Raw genomic sequence first — 16,260 nt, forward strand, 5'->3', positions numbered from 1 at the left:
TACGTGCTAATTATTCCGTTTATAACGCAGCCAGGGTTAAGAAAATCCCGGCAATAGTTGCACTCATTAAGTTAGAGAGTGTACCTGCAATAACTGCTTTAATCCCCATTCTGGCAATGTCCTGACGACGTGATGGTGCTAAACTACCTAATCCGCCTAATAATATGGCAATAGAAGACAGGTTGGCGAAACCACAGAGAGCAAAAGTGGCAATGGCTTGAGAGGTGGGGGATAAGCTGTCTTTAATGCTGGCAAAATCCATATAGGCTACAAACTCATTTAAAATTAGCTTTTGTCCAATTAATGAGCCCACCTGATTAGCTTCACTCCAAGGAACCCCTAAAATAAACGCAATCGGTGAAAACAGCTGACCAAGCAAGTATTGGAAAGTAAGGTCTTTAACCCCAAAATATTCGCCTATGCCACCTAACCAGAAGTTGAGTAGAGCGATTAACCCAACAAAGGCAATCAACATGGCACCCACATTAACTGCCAAGCGTAGGCCGTTGGAAGCACCTACCGCTGCCGCGTCAATTACGTTAGCGGGCTTGTCTGCATCTTTTAGTACTTCTTCAAAGTTCTGATGGGGTTTTTCCGTTTCAGGCATCATGATTTTTGCCATTAATAAACCGCCTGGTGCAGCCATAAAACTGGCTGCAATCAGAAACCGCATATCAGCACCTAAGCCTGCATAACCCGCTAGCACAGTACCAGCAACAGAAGCTAAACCACCCACCATAATGGCAAATAGTTCAGACTGGGTCATGCTGGGAATAAAGGGTTTTACCACTAGAGGGGCTTCTGTTTGCCCAACAAAAATATTAGCAGTAGCAGATAAAGACTCGGGACGACTGGTTCCCAGTAATTTTTGAATGCCGCCACCTATAAAGCGGATTACCAGTTGCATAATACCCAGGTAATAAAGTACGGCAATCAATGAAGAGAAAAAGATAATGACAGTTAATACATTAATGGCAAAGACAAAGCCCACTTTAAATTTGGCCAGATCACCAAATAAAAATTCAGTTCCTGCTTTACTTTGAGTAATCACGGCATTAACGCCGCTAGCCATGGCATTTAAAACATCTTGTCCAATTGATGTATACAGTACAAAGGCACCGATTATAATTTGTAGCGCAAAAGCTCCCCCAACAGTACGTAGATTAATGGCTTTTCGGTTTTTTGAAAGTGCTAAGGCAATCCCCAGTAGGACGAGCATCCCCCCGAGGCTAATTATTATTTGTAGGATCATGGGTCTACCTCAACCAGCGTTAAAGCGGCCAATTATTACAAATTCATTGCCTGTCGCAAACGCTTTTTGTCCTGTTGGTTAAGTTTTAAACCACTTTTGTCAAAGTGTTGCGACTGCGCTGGTTATTGAAACAAGTTTATATTTTAAGAATTGTTATTTTTTTAACTAATAGTTATTACGCTAACAGTTAGTGGTATTGAAACCATCAAAGCTAAAGCCTGCTGGTAATAGTGACTGTACGGTCCACTCGTGTAGCAGGTTTTCGTCATCACAGGTGGCATAAACTGGCGTTTCTGCTATTAGAAATTCAGCAATCACTTGACGACAAGCACCACAAGGGGAATAAAGCTTATCACCAGGCATATAAATCAGCATGGCTTGCATGGTTTGCTTGTTAATACCTTGAGCGATAGCGCTATAAATGGCAGTGCGTTCAGCGCAGTTGGTCAGGCCATAGGAAATATTTTCCACATTACAGCCAGGAATTATCTGCCCATCAGCAATTAACAGGGCAGCCCCCACAGGAAACTGGCTATAACAGCAATAGGCGTTAGCTGCCGCTTGCTTTGCCACTGCTTTCATCTGCGCAACCACTTCTGCAGATAAAGAGGTCATGGTGTTTTCCTTATATGTCAAACGGGAGCTAATGCTGAACAACTAGCAGCAAGAAAGCAAGTATAAAAATGGAAGGGTGTTTTTTAAATTGGGGAAAGAAAAGGCCCTGCTAAGTAGCAGGGCTGGTTGAAAAAAGGGGGTTAACCTTATTTTTTTGCTTTTAAGCGAGCCAGGATATCATTGGCACTGGATGCACCAGGCTTAATGCCCGCAGCTTTCATTTTTGACTCTAAGCTTGCGTCACCATGTTCCTCTGACATTTGTTGTGCGGCTTCCATTTGGGCAGCACGTTCAGCTTGTTTTTTCTTGATGCGATCAAGCGAGTCGGTGGCAGTTTGCATTTTGGAGTTGGCACCACTATAACGAGCTGCAACGGCTGCTTGGGCTTTTTGTACACTATCTGTTGCTTTTACAGTATCGACTTGTTGCTTAAGACGCTTTAAATTACTTTCAGCATGGGCAACGGCTTTACGTAAATTTTCTACGCTTTGACTGAAGCCAACTTTTACTTCTTCTTCAGAGGCTAGCTGAGCTTCATAGTCAGCGATTTTTTCCGCAATTTCTACTGCTAACGTCTCGTTACCTTTTTCAAGCGCTTGGCTTGCATAAGTTTCATATTCACTGATTTTCGTTTTTAGCTGGTTGCATTTATCTGTAGCGAGTTTTTCCTTTGCCATAATATTCGCCAGAGCGGTTTTCGAGCGGTTAAGCTCTTCACCAGAATCACGAATTTCTTGGTCAAGAATACGCAAGGCTTGATTATCAACAATCGCTTCACCAATTTCAGTTGCGCCACCACGAACGGCAGTCATTAGTTTGCCCCAGATGCTCATGCGCTTGCTCCTTCTTGCTTAATTAAAAAACGTTCGTAGGCTTCAGATGCTTTGATGACATTATCAGCCAGGGTTTCTACTTCAAATACAATGTTAGGGATAATTGAAGTAGCGCTTAATGCGCCGAATAAACAGTAATAATCTTTACCATCTGGCCAGCGATCTAAGCTAATACTGGATAGTGGTAGTAGCTTATGGGTGCGCAACACCTCTTCGTTAAAGGCAGTGACATCATTAATTTCTTCTGTTGACCAGAGAATAACTTCTGCCAGAATTTGTTCGCCAGAAACGCTGAGGAATACAGGAATATCGGCATACTCGTGCATCATTATATGTAGGCATTGATCAGTGCCTTCGATTAACTCCAGGGTGGCTGCATTAGATTTAAATAATTCTGCTTTGCTTAACTCTTCATACAGCGACTGGGTGTTCCATAAGGTTTGTTCAGCCATTGTGATCCTCTCTATATCGCTAGGTTGCGTGTCTGGTAGGCGTAAAACTTTTTCTACTTGTCGCAGAGTAGAAGCATGTTCTGGCAATATCCAGACATCTTTTTTAATCAGGCCTTGTGCCCGCAAGCGCTCTCTAAACAGTCGCTGATAGTGGGCGCCAGACTTGCGAGTCATGACAATCTCCTAGATGTTATACATGTTTTATTTGTTACATGTAATGATTAAAGTTTACATGTGATGCTGCCAAAAGTCTACCTTTCATTACATGTGATTACTTTGACAGGTGATCTATGAAAGTGTTTCACATGTAATAGTTCATTTCTAGTATTCTTGCAACTTTACTTGAGGTTGTTGCATCAGTGAGTTGAGTAATTAGTTAGTGGTTCATGAGTAAAGTGGTTGCTTAGTTTTGCGTATGACCACTAGGGACGAAGAAATATTATTGGACAGGTTTTTTACTGGTTCATTGATATAATTAAAATGAAGTGTTTTAACTAACTGTATTGTTGCAGTATTAATTTAATAATAGATAGTAGTAAGCATGACAAACTCCGATATTCGTTGTAGTAAATGGTTGAGCTATGTGCTCAGACACCGGCCTGATGAAGTGGGGTTAACCTTAGACCCTCAAGGGTGGGTTGAAGTCACCAAATTATTGGAAGCTGCCCAGCAGAAAAAAATTCCACTTGACTTGGAAAAGCTGTTATTGATAGTGGAAACAAATGACAAAAAGCGTTTCAGTTTAAGTGAATGTGGCCAAAAAATTCGCGCTAATCGAGGCCATTCTATTCCTGTAGAGTTATCACTGCCGCCACTCACACCGCCTGATGTGCTTTATCATGGCACTGCTACGCGATTTATTAAATCAATTCGTCATCAGGGTGTGCAATCGATGCGGCGCCAACATGTACACTTGTCGGCAGATACTCAGACGGCGCATGAGGTGGGAACTAGACATGGGGTGCCGCATATTTTGGTGGTGGATGCTAAAGCCATGGCTGCGGCTGGGTTTAAGTTTTATCAGGCAATCGATAGCATTTGGTTAACCGAGCGGATACCTGCTAAGTATATTCAATGGGATGCTTAACCAGCGAGTCACTATTATTAACATGCGTTGATTAGAAAAAAGTGCAATAAGAGACTTGATTATTTTCCCTATCCTTTTACCTTAAGCAGTCATTATTAACTAACGATAATAGTAGGCACATTATGGAGTGGATTGCGCAGCCAGAAGCTTGGGTGGCATTGGCTACCTTAACGGCATTGGAAATTGTGCTGGGAATAGACAATATTATTTTTATTTCAATTCTTGTTGGGCGATTACCAGAGGAACAGCGACAAAAAGCCCGTATAGTAGGATTAGGTTTGGCCATGTTTATGCGAATTGGCCTGCTTTTGTCGTTGTCTTGGGTAATGGGGTTAACGGATAACTTGTTTAGCGCCTTTGGTCAGGATATTTCCGGACGAGATCTTATTTTACTAGGTGGTGGATTATTTTTAATTGGTAAAAGTACCCTGGAAATTCATAATTCCTTAGAAGGAGAGGGGGAGCATAGTCAGCACAAAGCAGCAGCTAGCTTTACGGCGATTTTAGTGCAAATTGCCATTATTGATATTGTTTTTTCTTTGGATTCTGTGATCACTGCAGTTGGTTTGGCAAAGCATGTGCCGGTAATGGTATTAGCCATTATTATTTCTGTATTGGTCATGATGCTCTCCGCGAAAGCTATCAGTGATTTTGTGGATAGAAATCCCACTATAAAAATGCTGGCATTAAGCTTTTTAGTATTGATTGGTACCGCGCTGGTGGGGGAAGGTTTAGATATGCATATTCCAAAAGGCTACATTTATTTTGCTATGGCCTTTTCGGTAATAGTTGAACTATTAAATTTAAAAGCACGAGGAAAATCCAAGGCGCCAGTTCACTTGCACCGTACCTTGCTTGAAAAAGAACAGGAAGTTGATCAACAGCTGAAGGGCAGTTAATTAATGAATTAAGCCGATATTTTTATAAAAGCTTTAAGACAAAGATATCAAAGTGGTGCTGGTTAACTTGCCAAGGTTATAATACGACTGGACAAGTTAATCAGCATTTTTTGTTTAAGGGGTATTATGTATCAGCTTGTGCGTCAGCTGTTGTTTAAATTTTCAGCAGAGACTTCCCATGAGTTAGGGTTGGATATGATCGGGGCAGGAGAGCGATTGGGATTGACCAAACGTTTTATCAAGCCTATTCCAGAACAGCCAGTTGAAGTCATGGGAATTCGTTTTGCTAACCCCGTGGGGCTAGCGGCTGGGCTGGATAAAAATGCTGATTACCTAGCCGGATTAGGAGCATTAGGTTTTGGGTTTATTGAAGTGGGCACGGTAACCCCACGACCACAGCCGGGTAATCCCAAACCACGGTTATTTCGACTACCAGAGGCTGAGGCTATTATCAATCGGATGGGCTTTAATAACAAAGGGGTGGATCATCTGGTTGAACAGGTTAAGCGCAATCGCTATCAGGGAGTGCTTGGAATTAATATTGGAAAAAACCTGGATACCCCAGTGGATAAAGCAGTTGATGATTATTTAATTTGCTTGAAAAAAGTGTATCCCTATGCTGATTATGTGACTGTTAATATTTCCTCACCTAATACACCAGGACTAAGAAATCTACAATACGGTGATGCGTTAGCTGCATTATTAGCCAGGTTGAAAACTGCACAGTCGGAATTAGCTGATCAACATCAAAAACACGTGCCCTTAGTGGTTAAGATTGCTCCAGATATGACTGCTGACGAAACCACTCAAGTAGCAGAAGTACTGTTAGCGCATAAACTAGATGGCGTGATTGCCACTAATACTACCATTGATAAAAGTCAGGTCAGTCATTTACCCTACGGTAGTGAGCAGGGTGGTTTGAGTGGTACGCCTTTGGCTGAGCAGTCAACAGCTGTAGTCAAGCAGCTGGCCGAAGTTTTAAAAGAGCAGATACCTATTATTGGTGTGGGTGGTATTCATAATGCCGCCAGTGCTGCTGCCAAAATTGAAGCAGGTGCCTCATTAGTGCAAATTTACAGTGGGTTCATTTATCAAGGGCCACAACTGATTCGCGATGCGGTAGAAGGGGTAATGGCAATAAAAAACCGTTAAAAAGAAAATGGCCCGCTTAAGCGGGCCAGTGTGAATCAGCAAAGTCAGTAACGTTTAGAATATATTTTATGTACACCGGATACTCCGGTATAACCGTCCCATTGATCTGACCACCCCTCTCGCCAGCCATTTAACCACGACTGTTTTATCTCATCTTGACCATGGGGGCAGAGATCCCGCGAACGGCCTGAAATTCCAATTTGATAACCTTTTTGAAATGCTCTTTCTACTTTGCTTCTTTTATGTCTTCTCATAGTGTGATTGGCCTCACTGGTTATTATCTGGATTAATGCCAGAAACTTCTCTTGAGGTTTTGGTACTACTTTCATTTGTAACAAGTTAGGTTGCTACAAATCTGTAGTGCCCGGTAAAAGGGCAACCTTTTAACTCACTCACCTTGAAGGCTGCAAAAGTTGGGTTGAAGATAAAGTGCATACCTTTGCTCCACCTCAATTTGATGAAGGAGTTATGTTATGAATAGCGTATTGCGTAACTTGTGTTAAGAATTGATTAAGAATAGACATATTCGTTTTTATATAACACTCCTATAACCCTTGATCCTTCTTGCCTTGGAGCGTGCTGTTAGTAGCAACTATTAACTTGTGATGACTGCTATTTTGATTGTTGGTTATGGCTTAGCTGCAGTACCAGTTGGTATCCTAAGTGCTCTGTTTTCTACTCTCCTAATCTATGTATAAGTATGGACCAGCACAAGTGAAAAAAGTGCCGAATGGTAAGTTATGATTATTCTTTATAATTCATTGGCGTTATTGTTGAGTGATTAGCCCGGATATATCTGAAGCTGGATAATACTGGACTACCCAGTTAACTACGTTAGAATGCGCCGCTAAATCAGCGAATGAGCAATGCGGTAATGACTAACCCTACACACTTTCAATTGACTGCTACTTGCCCAAAAGGCTTGGAACAGCTGTTGGCGGATGAATTGAGCCAGCTGGGTGGCAGTGAAATCAAGCAAACAGTAGCTGCCGTCAATTTTTTAGGATCAATGGAAACGGCCTATCGGGCTTGTTTATGGTCTAGGTTGGCCAATCGCATATTGCTTCAGTTAGCTGAATTACCTGTAAGCTCTAAAGAAGCGTTGTATCGACAAATACAAACGATCGACTGGGCTGACCATATTGATGTTGATAGCGACTTTTTAATTGATTTTGTTGGTACTTCCCCTGCTATCCGCAATAGTCGTTTTGGCGCGCTAACGGTAAAGGATGCTATTGTTGATCAGTTTCGGAATAAATATGGTAAGCGCCCGAATATTGCTAAAGAGCACCCGGCGGTTCGCGTATCAGTGCGGTTAAAGCATGATAAGGTGACGGTAGCGATTGATTTAGCTGGAGTTAGCTTACACGAGCGTGGCTATCGGCGTGAAGCAGGTGCTGCACCACTAAAAGAAAACCTGGCGACTGCCATGCTGATTCGGGCGGGCTGGTCAGGTTTGAAAGCCCAGTCGGCCAGCTTGGTCGACCCAATGTGTGGGGCTGGTACTTTATTAATTGAAGCAGGGATGATGGCAGCTGATATTGCGCCTGGTCTACTAAGGCATTATTTTGGTTTCCAAGGCTGGCTGGGCCATATTCCTGCTTTATGGAATAAGCTGGTAGCAGAGGCTAAGCAGCGTCGTGAACAGGGCATGAGTCAAACAATGCCCGTCATCTGTGGTTTTGAGCCGGGTTATAAGGTGTTGACCAAGGCTCAAGCTAATATTGAACGGGCAGGGCTGGCGGGTATCGTTAAGCTTAAACAACTGGACTTGGCCCAACTAACTCCCAAATCCTTGGAACATATACCAACAGGTTTAATGATAACCAATCCTCCTTATGGTGAACGGCTTGGTAATGAAGCCAGTTTGGTTTATCTCTATCAGCACTTGGGCGAAAAAATGCAGGAATGCTTTACTGGCTGGCAGGCTGCTTTCCTTACCAGTAGTGCTGATTTGGCCAGACGAACCCGTTTGCGCTCCCATAAACACTATAAGTTGTATAATGGAGCGTTAGAGTGTGCTCTTTACTTATTTGCAATTCCAGAAGATACAACACCTTCGGCTAAATCTGTACAGGGAGAACTACCGCCACAGGCAGCAACTGTCCGGCTATCGAAGGGGGCAGAGATGTTTGCTAATCGGTTGAAGAAAAATCTAAAGCAATTAAAAAAGTGGCGTAAACAGCAAAATATTCATTGTTATCGATTATATGATGCAGATATGCCTGAATATGCTGTCGCAATCGACTGTTATAATGATTGGGTGCATGTTCAGGAATACGCACCACCTAAATCTATTGATCCTGTAAAAGCATCTGCCCGGTTAAACGACGTAATTAGTGCAATACCTGTGGTATTAGGTATTCCTGAGAAACAGGTTATTGTTAAGCGACGAGAACAACAACAAGGTAAAAAGCAGTATCAAAAACACAACAACCGAGGTGAGTTTATTCAAATTGATGAATATGGTTGTCAGCTGTTGGTGAACTTACAAGATTACCTGGATACTGGATTATTTTTAGATCATCGCCCCATTCGCCATATTATTCAACAGCAAGCAAAAGGCAAGCGATTTTTAAACCTATTTTGTTATACCGCATCCGCATCCGTCCATGCAGCTAAAGGTGGTGCAGTGAAAACCACTAGTGTTGATTTGTCCAAAACTTATTTAAATTGGGCAGATAAAAACTTTAGATTAAATGGTTTTTCCCAGCAGCGCCATCAACTCATTGAGGCGGATAGTCTTGAGTGGTTAAAAGAACAAAGCCAGCGGTATGATTTAATTTTTATTGACCCCCCCACATTTTCTAACTCAAAAAAGCTTAATAAAGACTTTGATATACAGCGTGATCATAGTGAGTTGATTAGCCAAGCAATGAAGCTGTTAACTCGAGAAGGTGTGCTGTATTTTTCAAATAACTTCCGCAAGTTTAAGTTGGATGAAGCTTTACTAGAAAAATACCAGATCAAAGAAATTACGCCAGCAACCATAGATCCAGATTATCAGCGTAATGCTAAAATTCATCGGTGTTGGGAGATAAGATATTAAATTAAAAGTATAAATGCGATCACTGCTGTCCCACATTTACAGCATCCTCATTTGCTTATGATCATCTGTATTATTCGGTGGTGAGGGTGTAAATAATGCTTTAAGCTCTCTACGCTCAAACAAAGTGAGTTGTATGAGTCGAGCTATTTGAGTGATCGATAGTGTTATTCCATGAGAAAATTTTAGATAAGCGACGAGCAAATAAGCACACATGGCTACCCATATCTGGGTTAACACGGCATTTTTAGAGGTACCGACAAACGATTTTATCTTTAGGTTTTGCTTTATCCACTTAAAAAATAGCTCTATTTTCCAGCGTTCTTTGTAAATAGCTGCAATGGTGCTGGCTGCAAGCTTACTATTATTAGTTAAAAAGTAATATTGGTTGCCAGTCTCTGGGCATTTAAAACCGATACGACGTAAATGACCTTTATAAACAGCCCCTTGTTGGCTAGTCAACTGAATGTGCTGATCAGAAGTGACTGTACTGCTATTGTCGGTAGGGTGGCGCTTTAGTACACGGTATTTGGCTTGCTTTTTTAGTCGGGTTACAAAGAAGATTCCTTGCTCATTTAAAGTATTAAACCAGCGATAATCAGTGTAGCCACGGTCTACAGCAAGAATACTCCCTTTGGGGAGATCAAGGCTGCGTGCTATCTGTATTTCATGGCATTTCCCTTCAGTAATACTCATAAATGCAGGCAAGTAGCCATTATGATCAAACCCAACATGTAACTTGATAGCACCTTTACTTGTTCGAAAATCTGCCCAAGGAAACATGGATAAACACAAGTCGATCACTGAAGCATCAAGAGAATACAATGGATTTTTAAAACGAAACTTATGCCCTGGCCGATGATGATGACATTTATTTAATAGCTTATAAAACAAGGCTTCATAAAGCGTAGCGGGTTGATGTTCATTGACACGAGCCAAACTACTTCTGGTGATATTTCCAATACCATGGTGATAGCGTTTATGCTGCTGAATCGATAGGTGATCAATGATGTCACGCAAACTATTGCGACCTGAGAGCTGACCAAATAATAGCGCAACAAACTGCCCCCACCGAGTCATTTTACGTAGCCGTTGACCCGTATGATGCTGATTGGCTAGTGATTCAAACTCATGTCTAGAAAGCAACTGAAGTATTTGGTGCAAGATTGTGTTACGATGAGCCAAGGCTTAAATCCTCTGGTTTTGCAGTGTTTGGTTGCACTCTCATTGTAACAACTTATGGGGACTTAAGCCTTTTTTGTTTCAATCTTATGGGACAGCAGTGAAATGCGATATATGCACTTCTCGAATGATTTTTAGGATTTGTTGTCGTTGCCTAAGCACCAAGGGCAGTGTGAACGCAGTTTATGCTTGGTGGTATGGATACCACCAATTAGAACAATGCAGGAGTAATTGCTGAGGATCAGTTAACTCTCTGCGCTCCAATTAATTCTAAATACATAAACTCATGAGTATAAGCCTATATGTAATAGGCTGTGGAATGGATTTTTATTAAAAAACCAAGTCAAGGGCAGTTGTTTGTGTATATATGGTGCTGGCTTTGGTTGATGTATTTTAAAGTAATTATATTTTTTAATTGTGACAGAATTTTGCATTAATAAATTAACTGTTTTTTGATAAAGCATGGTTGTGCGTTTTGCGAGCATTTTATTAGTAGGTTGCTAAACTAAAAGTTAGGGAAATATAAAAAGTGGGACCTGCTATGCCTGATGTTATTAAGTTTTATGAACCTAAAGATGATTATGGATTTTTATCTAACTTCTCATTACATCCTATAGTTATTGATGGCGTTGCCTGGCAATCAATAGAGCACTATTATCAAGCGAGTAAGTTTTTAGCCGCAGACATAATTGCTCGTATTCATCATGCTGAAACCCCACAAGATGCGTTTAAATTAAGCCGTGAATACAATAAACAAGTGCGACCAGATTGGGGGCAAATAAAAGAATCTGTAATGAAGCGTGGCCTGCGCTGTAAATTTAATCAGCATCATCAGTTAGGCCATTGGTTAGTGGCAACAGAAAAAATACTTTTAGTTGAACATTCTTATACTGATGCCTATTGGGGGGATGGTGGGGATGGCCATGGCTTAAACCGATTGGGTGAGTTATTGATGGAGGTTCGTGAAGAGCTACAGAATAAACATCCTTATAAACTTATTCGTTATGTAGACTCTGCACAACTACCCACTCACTTAGGGGAGTTCACTATGCATGGTTTTGTGCAATTGGATAGTAATCAAGATCATGTTGTTTTGAGTTATGGTGAAATTGATACAACAAAGCCTGTATTAGTACGCTTACACTCAGAATGTTTGACAGGTGATGCCTTGTTCAGTCTGCGCTGTGATTGTGGATTTCAATTACTCAAAGCATTAGAAATGATTGTTGCTAATGGAAGTGGGGTACTATTGTATTTGCGACAGGAAGGCAGAGGAATTGGACTATTAAATAAAATTCGTGCTTATCACCTGCAAGATCAAGGTGCAGACACGGTTGAGGCCAATGAGCAACTTGGATTTGCTGCTGATATGCGAGAGTATCATTTTTGTGAGGGAATGTTACATTATTTAGGGGTAGATAAAGTCCGACTAATGACGAATAACCCTCGAAAAATGCAATCACTGTGTATTGCGGGTATTAACGTTGTTGAGCGAGAGCCGTTACAAGAGGGGCATAATCCTTATAACGATAATTATTTAGCAACAAAGGCTAAAAGGCTTGGTCATCTATTTAAAGAACCAGTTTGTTCTTGATGGTTTTTATTTGTTTTTTTAGTGCTATTTAATGGAGGGAATATGTCACGATTATGGTCAAATGATCCACAAAAAAACTCATATCTCAATGGTGTCATTAGTCTATTGGAAAGAAGTCAAAGAGAACAGCAAGAAATATATGAAATAAATATACTAGGAAATAAATTTGATGTTTTTCCAAACGTATTTCCACCTTCCTATTTCCGTGATACTGAATTTTTTGTTTCTAATATGCCTGATGTAACTGGTTGTCATGTACTAGAGGTTGGATGTGGTACTGGAGTGACTGCGGTAATGTTTGCCTTAAATGGTGCTGATCAAGTAACAGCAGTCGATATAAATGATGAGGCGATTAAAAATACGATTCACAATATTAAAAAACATCAAGTAGAAAAAAAAGTAAGTTGTTTTTATTCGGATGTATATTCTGAAGTTAATTCTGAAGAGAAGTTTGATGTTATCTATTGGAATATTCCTTTCGGAAAAGTTAATGCTGATCTATCTGTGCTTGAACGGTCTGTTTTCGATAAGGGATATGCAGCAGTTAAACGATTTTTTTGTGAAGGAAATAATTATTTGTCACCTAATGGAAAAATGCTTTATGGATTTTCCCCTATTATTGGCGATGAAGTAGCATTATCTGAAATCCTACAGCAGGCTAATATGAATAGTCATATTATCGCAGAGCTTAGTGTAGAGTTAAAAGAATACCCTATTATATTTCACTTATGTCAAGCAAGTGCTCTATAGCCTTTCTTAAGCGTAGTTTATACTTGCTTTCTTTTAGGGCGCTAGTCAACTTGATATCCTATTTACTGTATTTGTTAACAATATTCTCAAGTTTACCTTCGTCTCTAAGGCTGGAAAGCTTATTGTTAATAAATTCTTGAATATTCTTGTCCATTTGTTTTGAGAATGCTAAATGGATACTGTAGTTGTCAGCTATATCCCCCACATCAAGCATTAGATACTCGTCAGTATTTCGCTGAACCTGTCTTAAATTGTATAGTATACGTGCTTTTAATTCAATAAAACCTGTAAACTTTGCCATAGTAGGGCGATCAAGAATGTTAAAAGCAGCACTATGGCCTTTGACTCTAATTTCTTTTATTTTTCCTTGCTTGACTAAGTCTTCTATACCTGGGTAGTCAAATCCATCCATTAATATTACTGTCTTACCAAATAAGTCTGATGATTTTTCATATTTGAAACCAGGTTTTTTTATTAACATAACATTCTCTACATTATAAACCGGTAACGTAGATAAATTTTCGTTTTGTATTCCTGGCCATGCAGGTGAACCGAAAGTTACCCAGTTTTTATATTTTTTTTGTTCCATTATGGAGATCATTCGTTTGAACGGATATGTATGAGTAGTAAGCTGATAGTCACTATTTTTAAAAACTTCTTTTACTATATCTGTCACAATACCAGAATGTTCTTTATCACTTTCCTCTATTTGGAAAGGTTGAGCCTGTTTTTCAATCACTACATAGTTAACTTCTTCCGCCCAAGCATGAGCAATAAATATAAAAGGTAATATGGCAGAAAGAAAAAGTATTTTTGTTTTCATTTTTTTTCTCTTGTCGTATAGCCAGTTTTATTGCTAAGCGTAGCACAATAGCTACTGATATTATAAGTTTGGTGGTGCTTATTTGTGCGAAATTATCTGCTTGTCAGATGACTTATTGATTCAGATACAACTACACTAGTAAATGAAGTGCGTGTGATAGCACAGGCGTATTTATAAGATTGTTGCCAATACAATAAGTAGAAGCTAAGGAACCCCCTATATCAATGGAATCAGGGATTTTGAAATTTAAACAAGGTTTGGGTCGTCAGCTGATCTTTTGGATTTTGTTGGCGAGCTCAGTGTTAACCTTGATTATCACAAGTTTAACCCTTTATGTTGATTACCGTAATGATGTTTCTGCTATTAATGAAAGAATTATTCAGATTGAGAACAGCTTGTTGCCCGCGATTACAGCGAGTTTATGGGTAGAGGATGTCGCGCAGGCGACAGTTCAAGCCGAGGGCATAAAGCGATTACCTGATGTTAAATATGTTGCCGTTATTCAATCAGGAGAACCCAGAATCGTCTTTGGAGATCCAGCAACTAATTATCCCATGACGAAACAATGGCCGTTACTTTATGACTATGAGGGTGAAATATTATCATTAGGTCAATTAAAAGTGGTTGTTAGTTTAGAGGCTGTTTATCGACGGTTGTTTGATAAGGTTCTTATCGTATTATCAAGCCAAGCTGTTAAAACCTTCATTATATCTGCATTTATCTTATTGATTGTTTATTTGTTAGTTGGTCGTCATTTAAGGCATATGGCTGACCAAATGGCAAGAGCGGAATTAAAAAACTTGGGGGGCGAGGTTTTAAAACTACAGCGGCATAAAAAGATAGATGATGAGTTAAATTACCTGGTAAGTTCTTATAACAAGATGAACAAGCATTTGCATCAGTCTTACCAGGAAACATTACAAGCTAAAAATGAAGCAGAATTGGCGAATCGGCGCAAGAGTGAGTTTGTAGCCAATATGAGTCATGAGATTAGAACGCCAATGAATGGCATTATTGGTATGACTTCTTTATTACAAGGTACCAAGCTTGATATTGAGCAAAAAGATTATATTAGTACTATATATTCTTCATCTCACGCATTATTAAACATCATTAATGATATTTTGGACTTTTCGAAAATAGAAGCAGGCAAGCTTAATATTGAACAAATTGAATTTAGCTTGACTGATTTAATGGAGGATATTATTGATTTATTGCATGGTAAGGCCTTAGAGAAGGGGCTAGAGCTGTTTTGTTATATTGACGATAATGTACCTAAACGATTAATCAATGACCCTGGGCGAGTTCGCCAAGTGGTCACTAATTTGATTAATAATGCCATTAAATTTACCCATCATGGCAATGTGATGTTAGATATTCGCAAAACCAGAGAAGGGGATGGTAAAACCTGGATTAAAATTTCGGTACAAGATACAGGAATCGGTATCAGTAAAGAAAAACAATCACTGATTTTTGAGAAGTTCTGTCAAGCGGATAATTCAACGACTCGTTTGTATGGCGGTACAGGGTTAGGGTTATCAATATCTAATAATTTAGTCAAATTGATGGGCGGAGAGTTGAAAGTTGATAGCGAGTTAAATAAAGGCAGTTGTTTCTACTTTGAAATTCCATTTATAGTACAGCCTTATAGTCAAATGCCAGTATTATTAGCGCCAGAGAAATCACTAAAAGGCTCTCGTGTGATGGTTGTTGATGATCATGACTTTAACCTTAAAGTTTCTGAACAACAACTTAATAGCTGGGGAATGCGGGTATTTTGTATTAATCAGTCAGTTGATGTATTACCTACTTTGTTAGCTGCCCAGGCGGATAAAGACCCATTTGAGTTGGTGATTGTTGATAAAATACTACCTTTTATGAACGGCTTTGATATTGCTCGTTCTATTCAACAAAATCCAGAATTGAATAAGATGAAGCTGGTGATGACTACGGCTGAGCCTGACCCCCACGATATGGAGTTTTGTAAAAAAGTAGGTATTAATGCGTTTATTACCCGGCCTTGCCGTAAGCAAAACTTAAAAAGCATATTGCAAGCGGTATTGGCAAATAATATCAGTGATGATGTATTAACAAAATACTCGATTCGCGACCAACATAAAACTGAGTCCCATGACCAGCAGTCCACTCATATCGATTTGCGTGTGTTATTAGTAGAAGATAATCCTGTTAATCAAAAAGTGGCTAAAACCATGTTGAGTAAACTAGGCTGTCAGGTGGTATGGGTGGAAAATGGTAAGGCTGCTGTGGAAGCATGGCAGCATGATAAGTTTGATATTATTTTAATGGACTGTCAGATGCCAATAATGGATGGCTTTAAAGCAACGGAAATCATTCGTCAGTTGGAAAATGACTCAGCAGAAGAAAGGCCTACCCCAATTATTGCGTTAACCGCTAATGCGGTTAACGATGAACAACAACGCTGTTTAGCGGCGGGGATGGATGAATTTATTAGCAAGCCTGTCACTATTAAGCAATTGACTGCTGTATTGCAAAGATACAAAACAAAGACTGCTCAGTTGACCGAAATTAACTAGTAATGCATGCACCACTAACT

Annotated in this window: 14 protein-coding genes; 7 read left to right on the forward strand and 7 right to left on the reverse strand. The window is 39.9% G+C overall.

Annotated elements, in window-relative coordinates:
- Window positions 1-19: 19 nt before the first annotated feature.
- The 4 genes from G4Y78_RS11660 to G4Y78_RS11675 form a co-directional block, all read right to left on the reverse strand.
- On the reverse strand, window positions 20-1,252 hold the full coding sequence (locus tag G4Y78_RS11660; RefSeq protein WP_163833187.1) for a NupC/NupG family nucleoside CNT transporter: 1,233 nt from the start codon (window positions 1,250-1,252) through the stop codon (window positions 20-22).
- Window positions 1,253-1,432: 180 nt separating this feature from the next.
- The gene (cdd, locus tag G4Y78_RS11665; RefSeq protein ID WP_408022085.1) at window positions 1,433-1,909 is read right to left on the reverse strand and encodes a cytidine deaminase; all 477 of its coding nucleotides are present in this window, start codon (window positions 1,907-1,909) and stop codon (window positions 1,433-1,435) included.
- Window positions 1,910-2,013: 104 nt separating this feature from the next.
- Complete coding sequence (locus G4Y78_RS11670) at window positions 2,014-2,700, reverse strand: PspA/IM30 family protein (protein WP_163833189.1); 687 nt, start codon at window positions 2,698-2,700, stop codon at window positions 2,014-2,016.
- A complete protein-coding gene (locus G4Y78_RS11675) occupies window positions 2,697-3,326 on the reverse strand; it encodes a YjfI family protein (protein ID WP_163833190.1) in 630 nt (209 codons plus the stop codon). Before G4Y78_RS11675 ends, G4Y78_RS11670 begins: the two co-directional genes overlap by 4 nt.
- A 367-nt stretch (window positions 3,327-3,693) precedes the next feature.
- On the opposite strand from G4Y78_RS11675, the gene G4Y78_RS11680 reads away from it, so the two are divergent.
- From G4Y78_RS11680 to G4Y78_RS11690, 3 genes are all read left to right on the forward strand, one after another.
- Complete coding sequence (locus G4Y78_RS11680) at window positions 3,694-4,239, forward strand: RNA 2'-phosphotransferase (RefSeq protein WP_163833191.1); 546 nt, start codon at window positions 3,694-3,696, stop codon at window positions 4,237-4,239.
- 122 nt (window positions 4,240-4,361) lie between these two features.
- Window positions 4,362-5,138, forward strand: coding sequence for a TerC family protein (locus G4Y78_RS11685; protein ID WP_163833192.1), 777 nt, complete (start codon window positions 4,362-4,364; stop codon window positions 5,136-5,138).
- 126 nt (window positions 5,139-5,264) lie between these two features.
- Complete coding sequence (locus tag G4Y78_RS11690; protein ID WP_163833193.1) at window positions 5,265-6,290, forward strand: quinone-dependent dihydroorotate dehydrogenase; 1,026 nt, start codon at window positions 5,265-5,267, stop codon at window positions 6,288-6,290.
- 44 nt (window positions 6,291-6,334) lie between these two features.
- On the opposite strand, the gene rmf is transcribed toward G4Y78_RS11690, so the two are convergent.
- Window positions 6,335-6,544 (reverse strand): ribosome modulation factor, encoded by a 210-nt coding sequence (rmf, locus tag G4Y78_RS11695; protein WP_163833194.1) that lies wholly within the window; start codon window positions 6,542-6,544, stop codon window positions 6,335-6,337.
- A gap of 620 nt (window positions 6,545-7,164) precedes the next feature.
- On the opposite strand from rmf, the gene rlmKL reads away from it, so the two are divergent.
- Window positions 7,165-9,339 (forward strand): bifunctional 23S rRNA (guanine(2069)-N(7))-methyltransferase RlmK/23S rRNA (guanine(2445)-N(2))-methyltransferase RlmL, encoded by a 2,175-nt coding sequence (gene rlmKL / locus G4Y78_RS11700; RefSeq protein ID WP_163833195.1) that lies wholly within the window; start codon window positions 7,165-7,167, stop codon window positions 9,337-9,339.
- Between the two features lie 36 nt (window positions 9,340-9,375).
- Here rlmKL and G4Y78_RS11705 read toward each other — a convergent pair whose 3' ends face one another.
- The gene (locus G4Y78_RS11705; RefSeq protein WP_163833196.1) at window positions 9,376-10,521 is read right to left on the reverse strand and encodes an IS4 family transposase; all 1,146 of its coding nucleotides are present in this window, start codon (window positions 10,519-10,521) and stop codon (window positions 9,376-9,378) included.
- Window positions 10,522-11,059: 538 nt separating this feature from the next.
- Between G4Y78_RS11705 and ribA the strand changes: the two genes are divergently transcribed.
- Together ribA and G4Y78_RS11715 are read left to right on the forward strand one after the other, a co-directional pair.
- Window positions 11,060-12,112: a GTP cyclohydrolase II gene (ribA, locus tag G4Y78_RS31360; RefSeq protein ID WP_163833197.1), complete on the forward strand. Its 1,053-nt coding sequence runs from the start codon at window positions 11,060-11,062 to the stop codon at window positions 12,110-12,112.
- Between the two features lie 42 nt (window positions 12,113-12,154).
- Window positions 12,155-12,862: a methyltransferase gene (locus G4Y78_RS11715; protein WP_163833198.1), complete on the forward strand. Its 708-nt coding sequence runs from the start codon at window positions 12,155-12,157 to the stop codon at window positions 12,860-12,862.
- A 58-nt stretch (window positions 12,863-12,920) separates the two neighbouring features.
- Here the strand turns inward: G4Y78_RS11715 and G4Y78_RS11720 are convergent, their stop codons facing one another.
- Entirely contained in the window at window positions 12,921-13,685 is a 765-nt protein-coding gene (locus G4Y78_RS11720; RefSeq protein WP_163833199.1) for a substrate-binding periplasmic protein, read from the reverse strand.
- Window positions 13,686-13,909: 224 nt separating this feature from the next.
- Between G4Y78_RS11720 and G4Y78_RS11725 the strand changes: the two genes are divergently transcribed.
- On the forward strand, window positions 13,910-16,240 hold the full coding sequence (locus G4Y78_RS11725) for a response regulator (protein WP_163833200.1): 2,331 nt from the start codon (window positions 13,910-13,912) through the stop codon (window positions 16,238-16,240).
- The last annotated feature ends 20 nt before the right edge of the window (window positions 16,241-16,260 follow it).

It is taken from the genome of Spartinivicinus ruber, from assembly GCF_011009015.1.
In the GTDB taxonomy this organism is placed as follows: domain Bacteria; phylum Pseudomonadota; class Gammaproteobacteria; order Pseudomonadales; family Zooshikellaceae; genus Spartinivicinus; species Spartinivicinus ruber.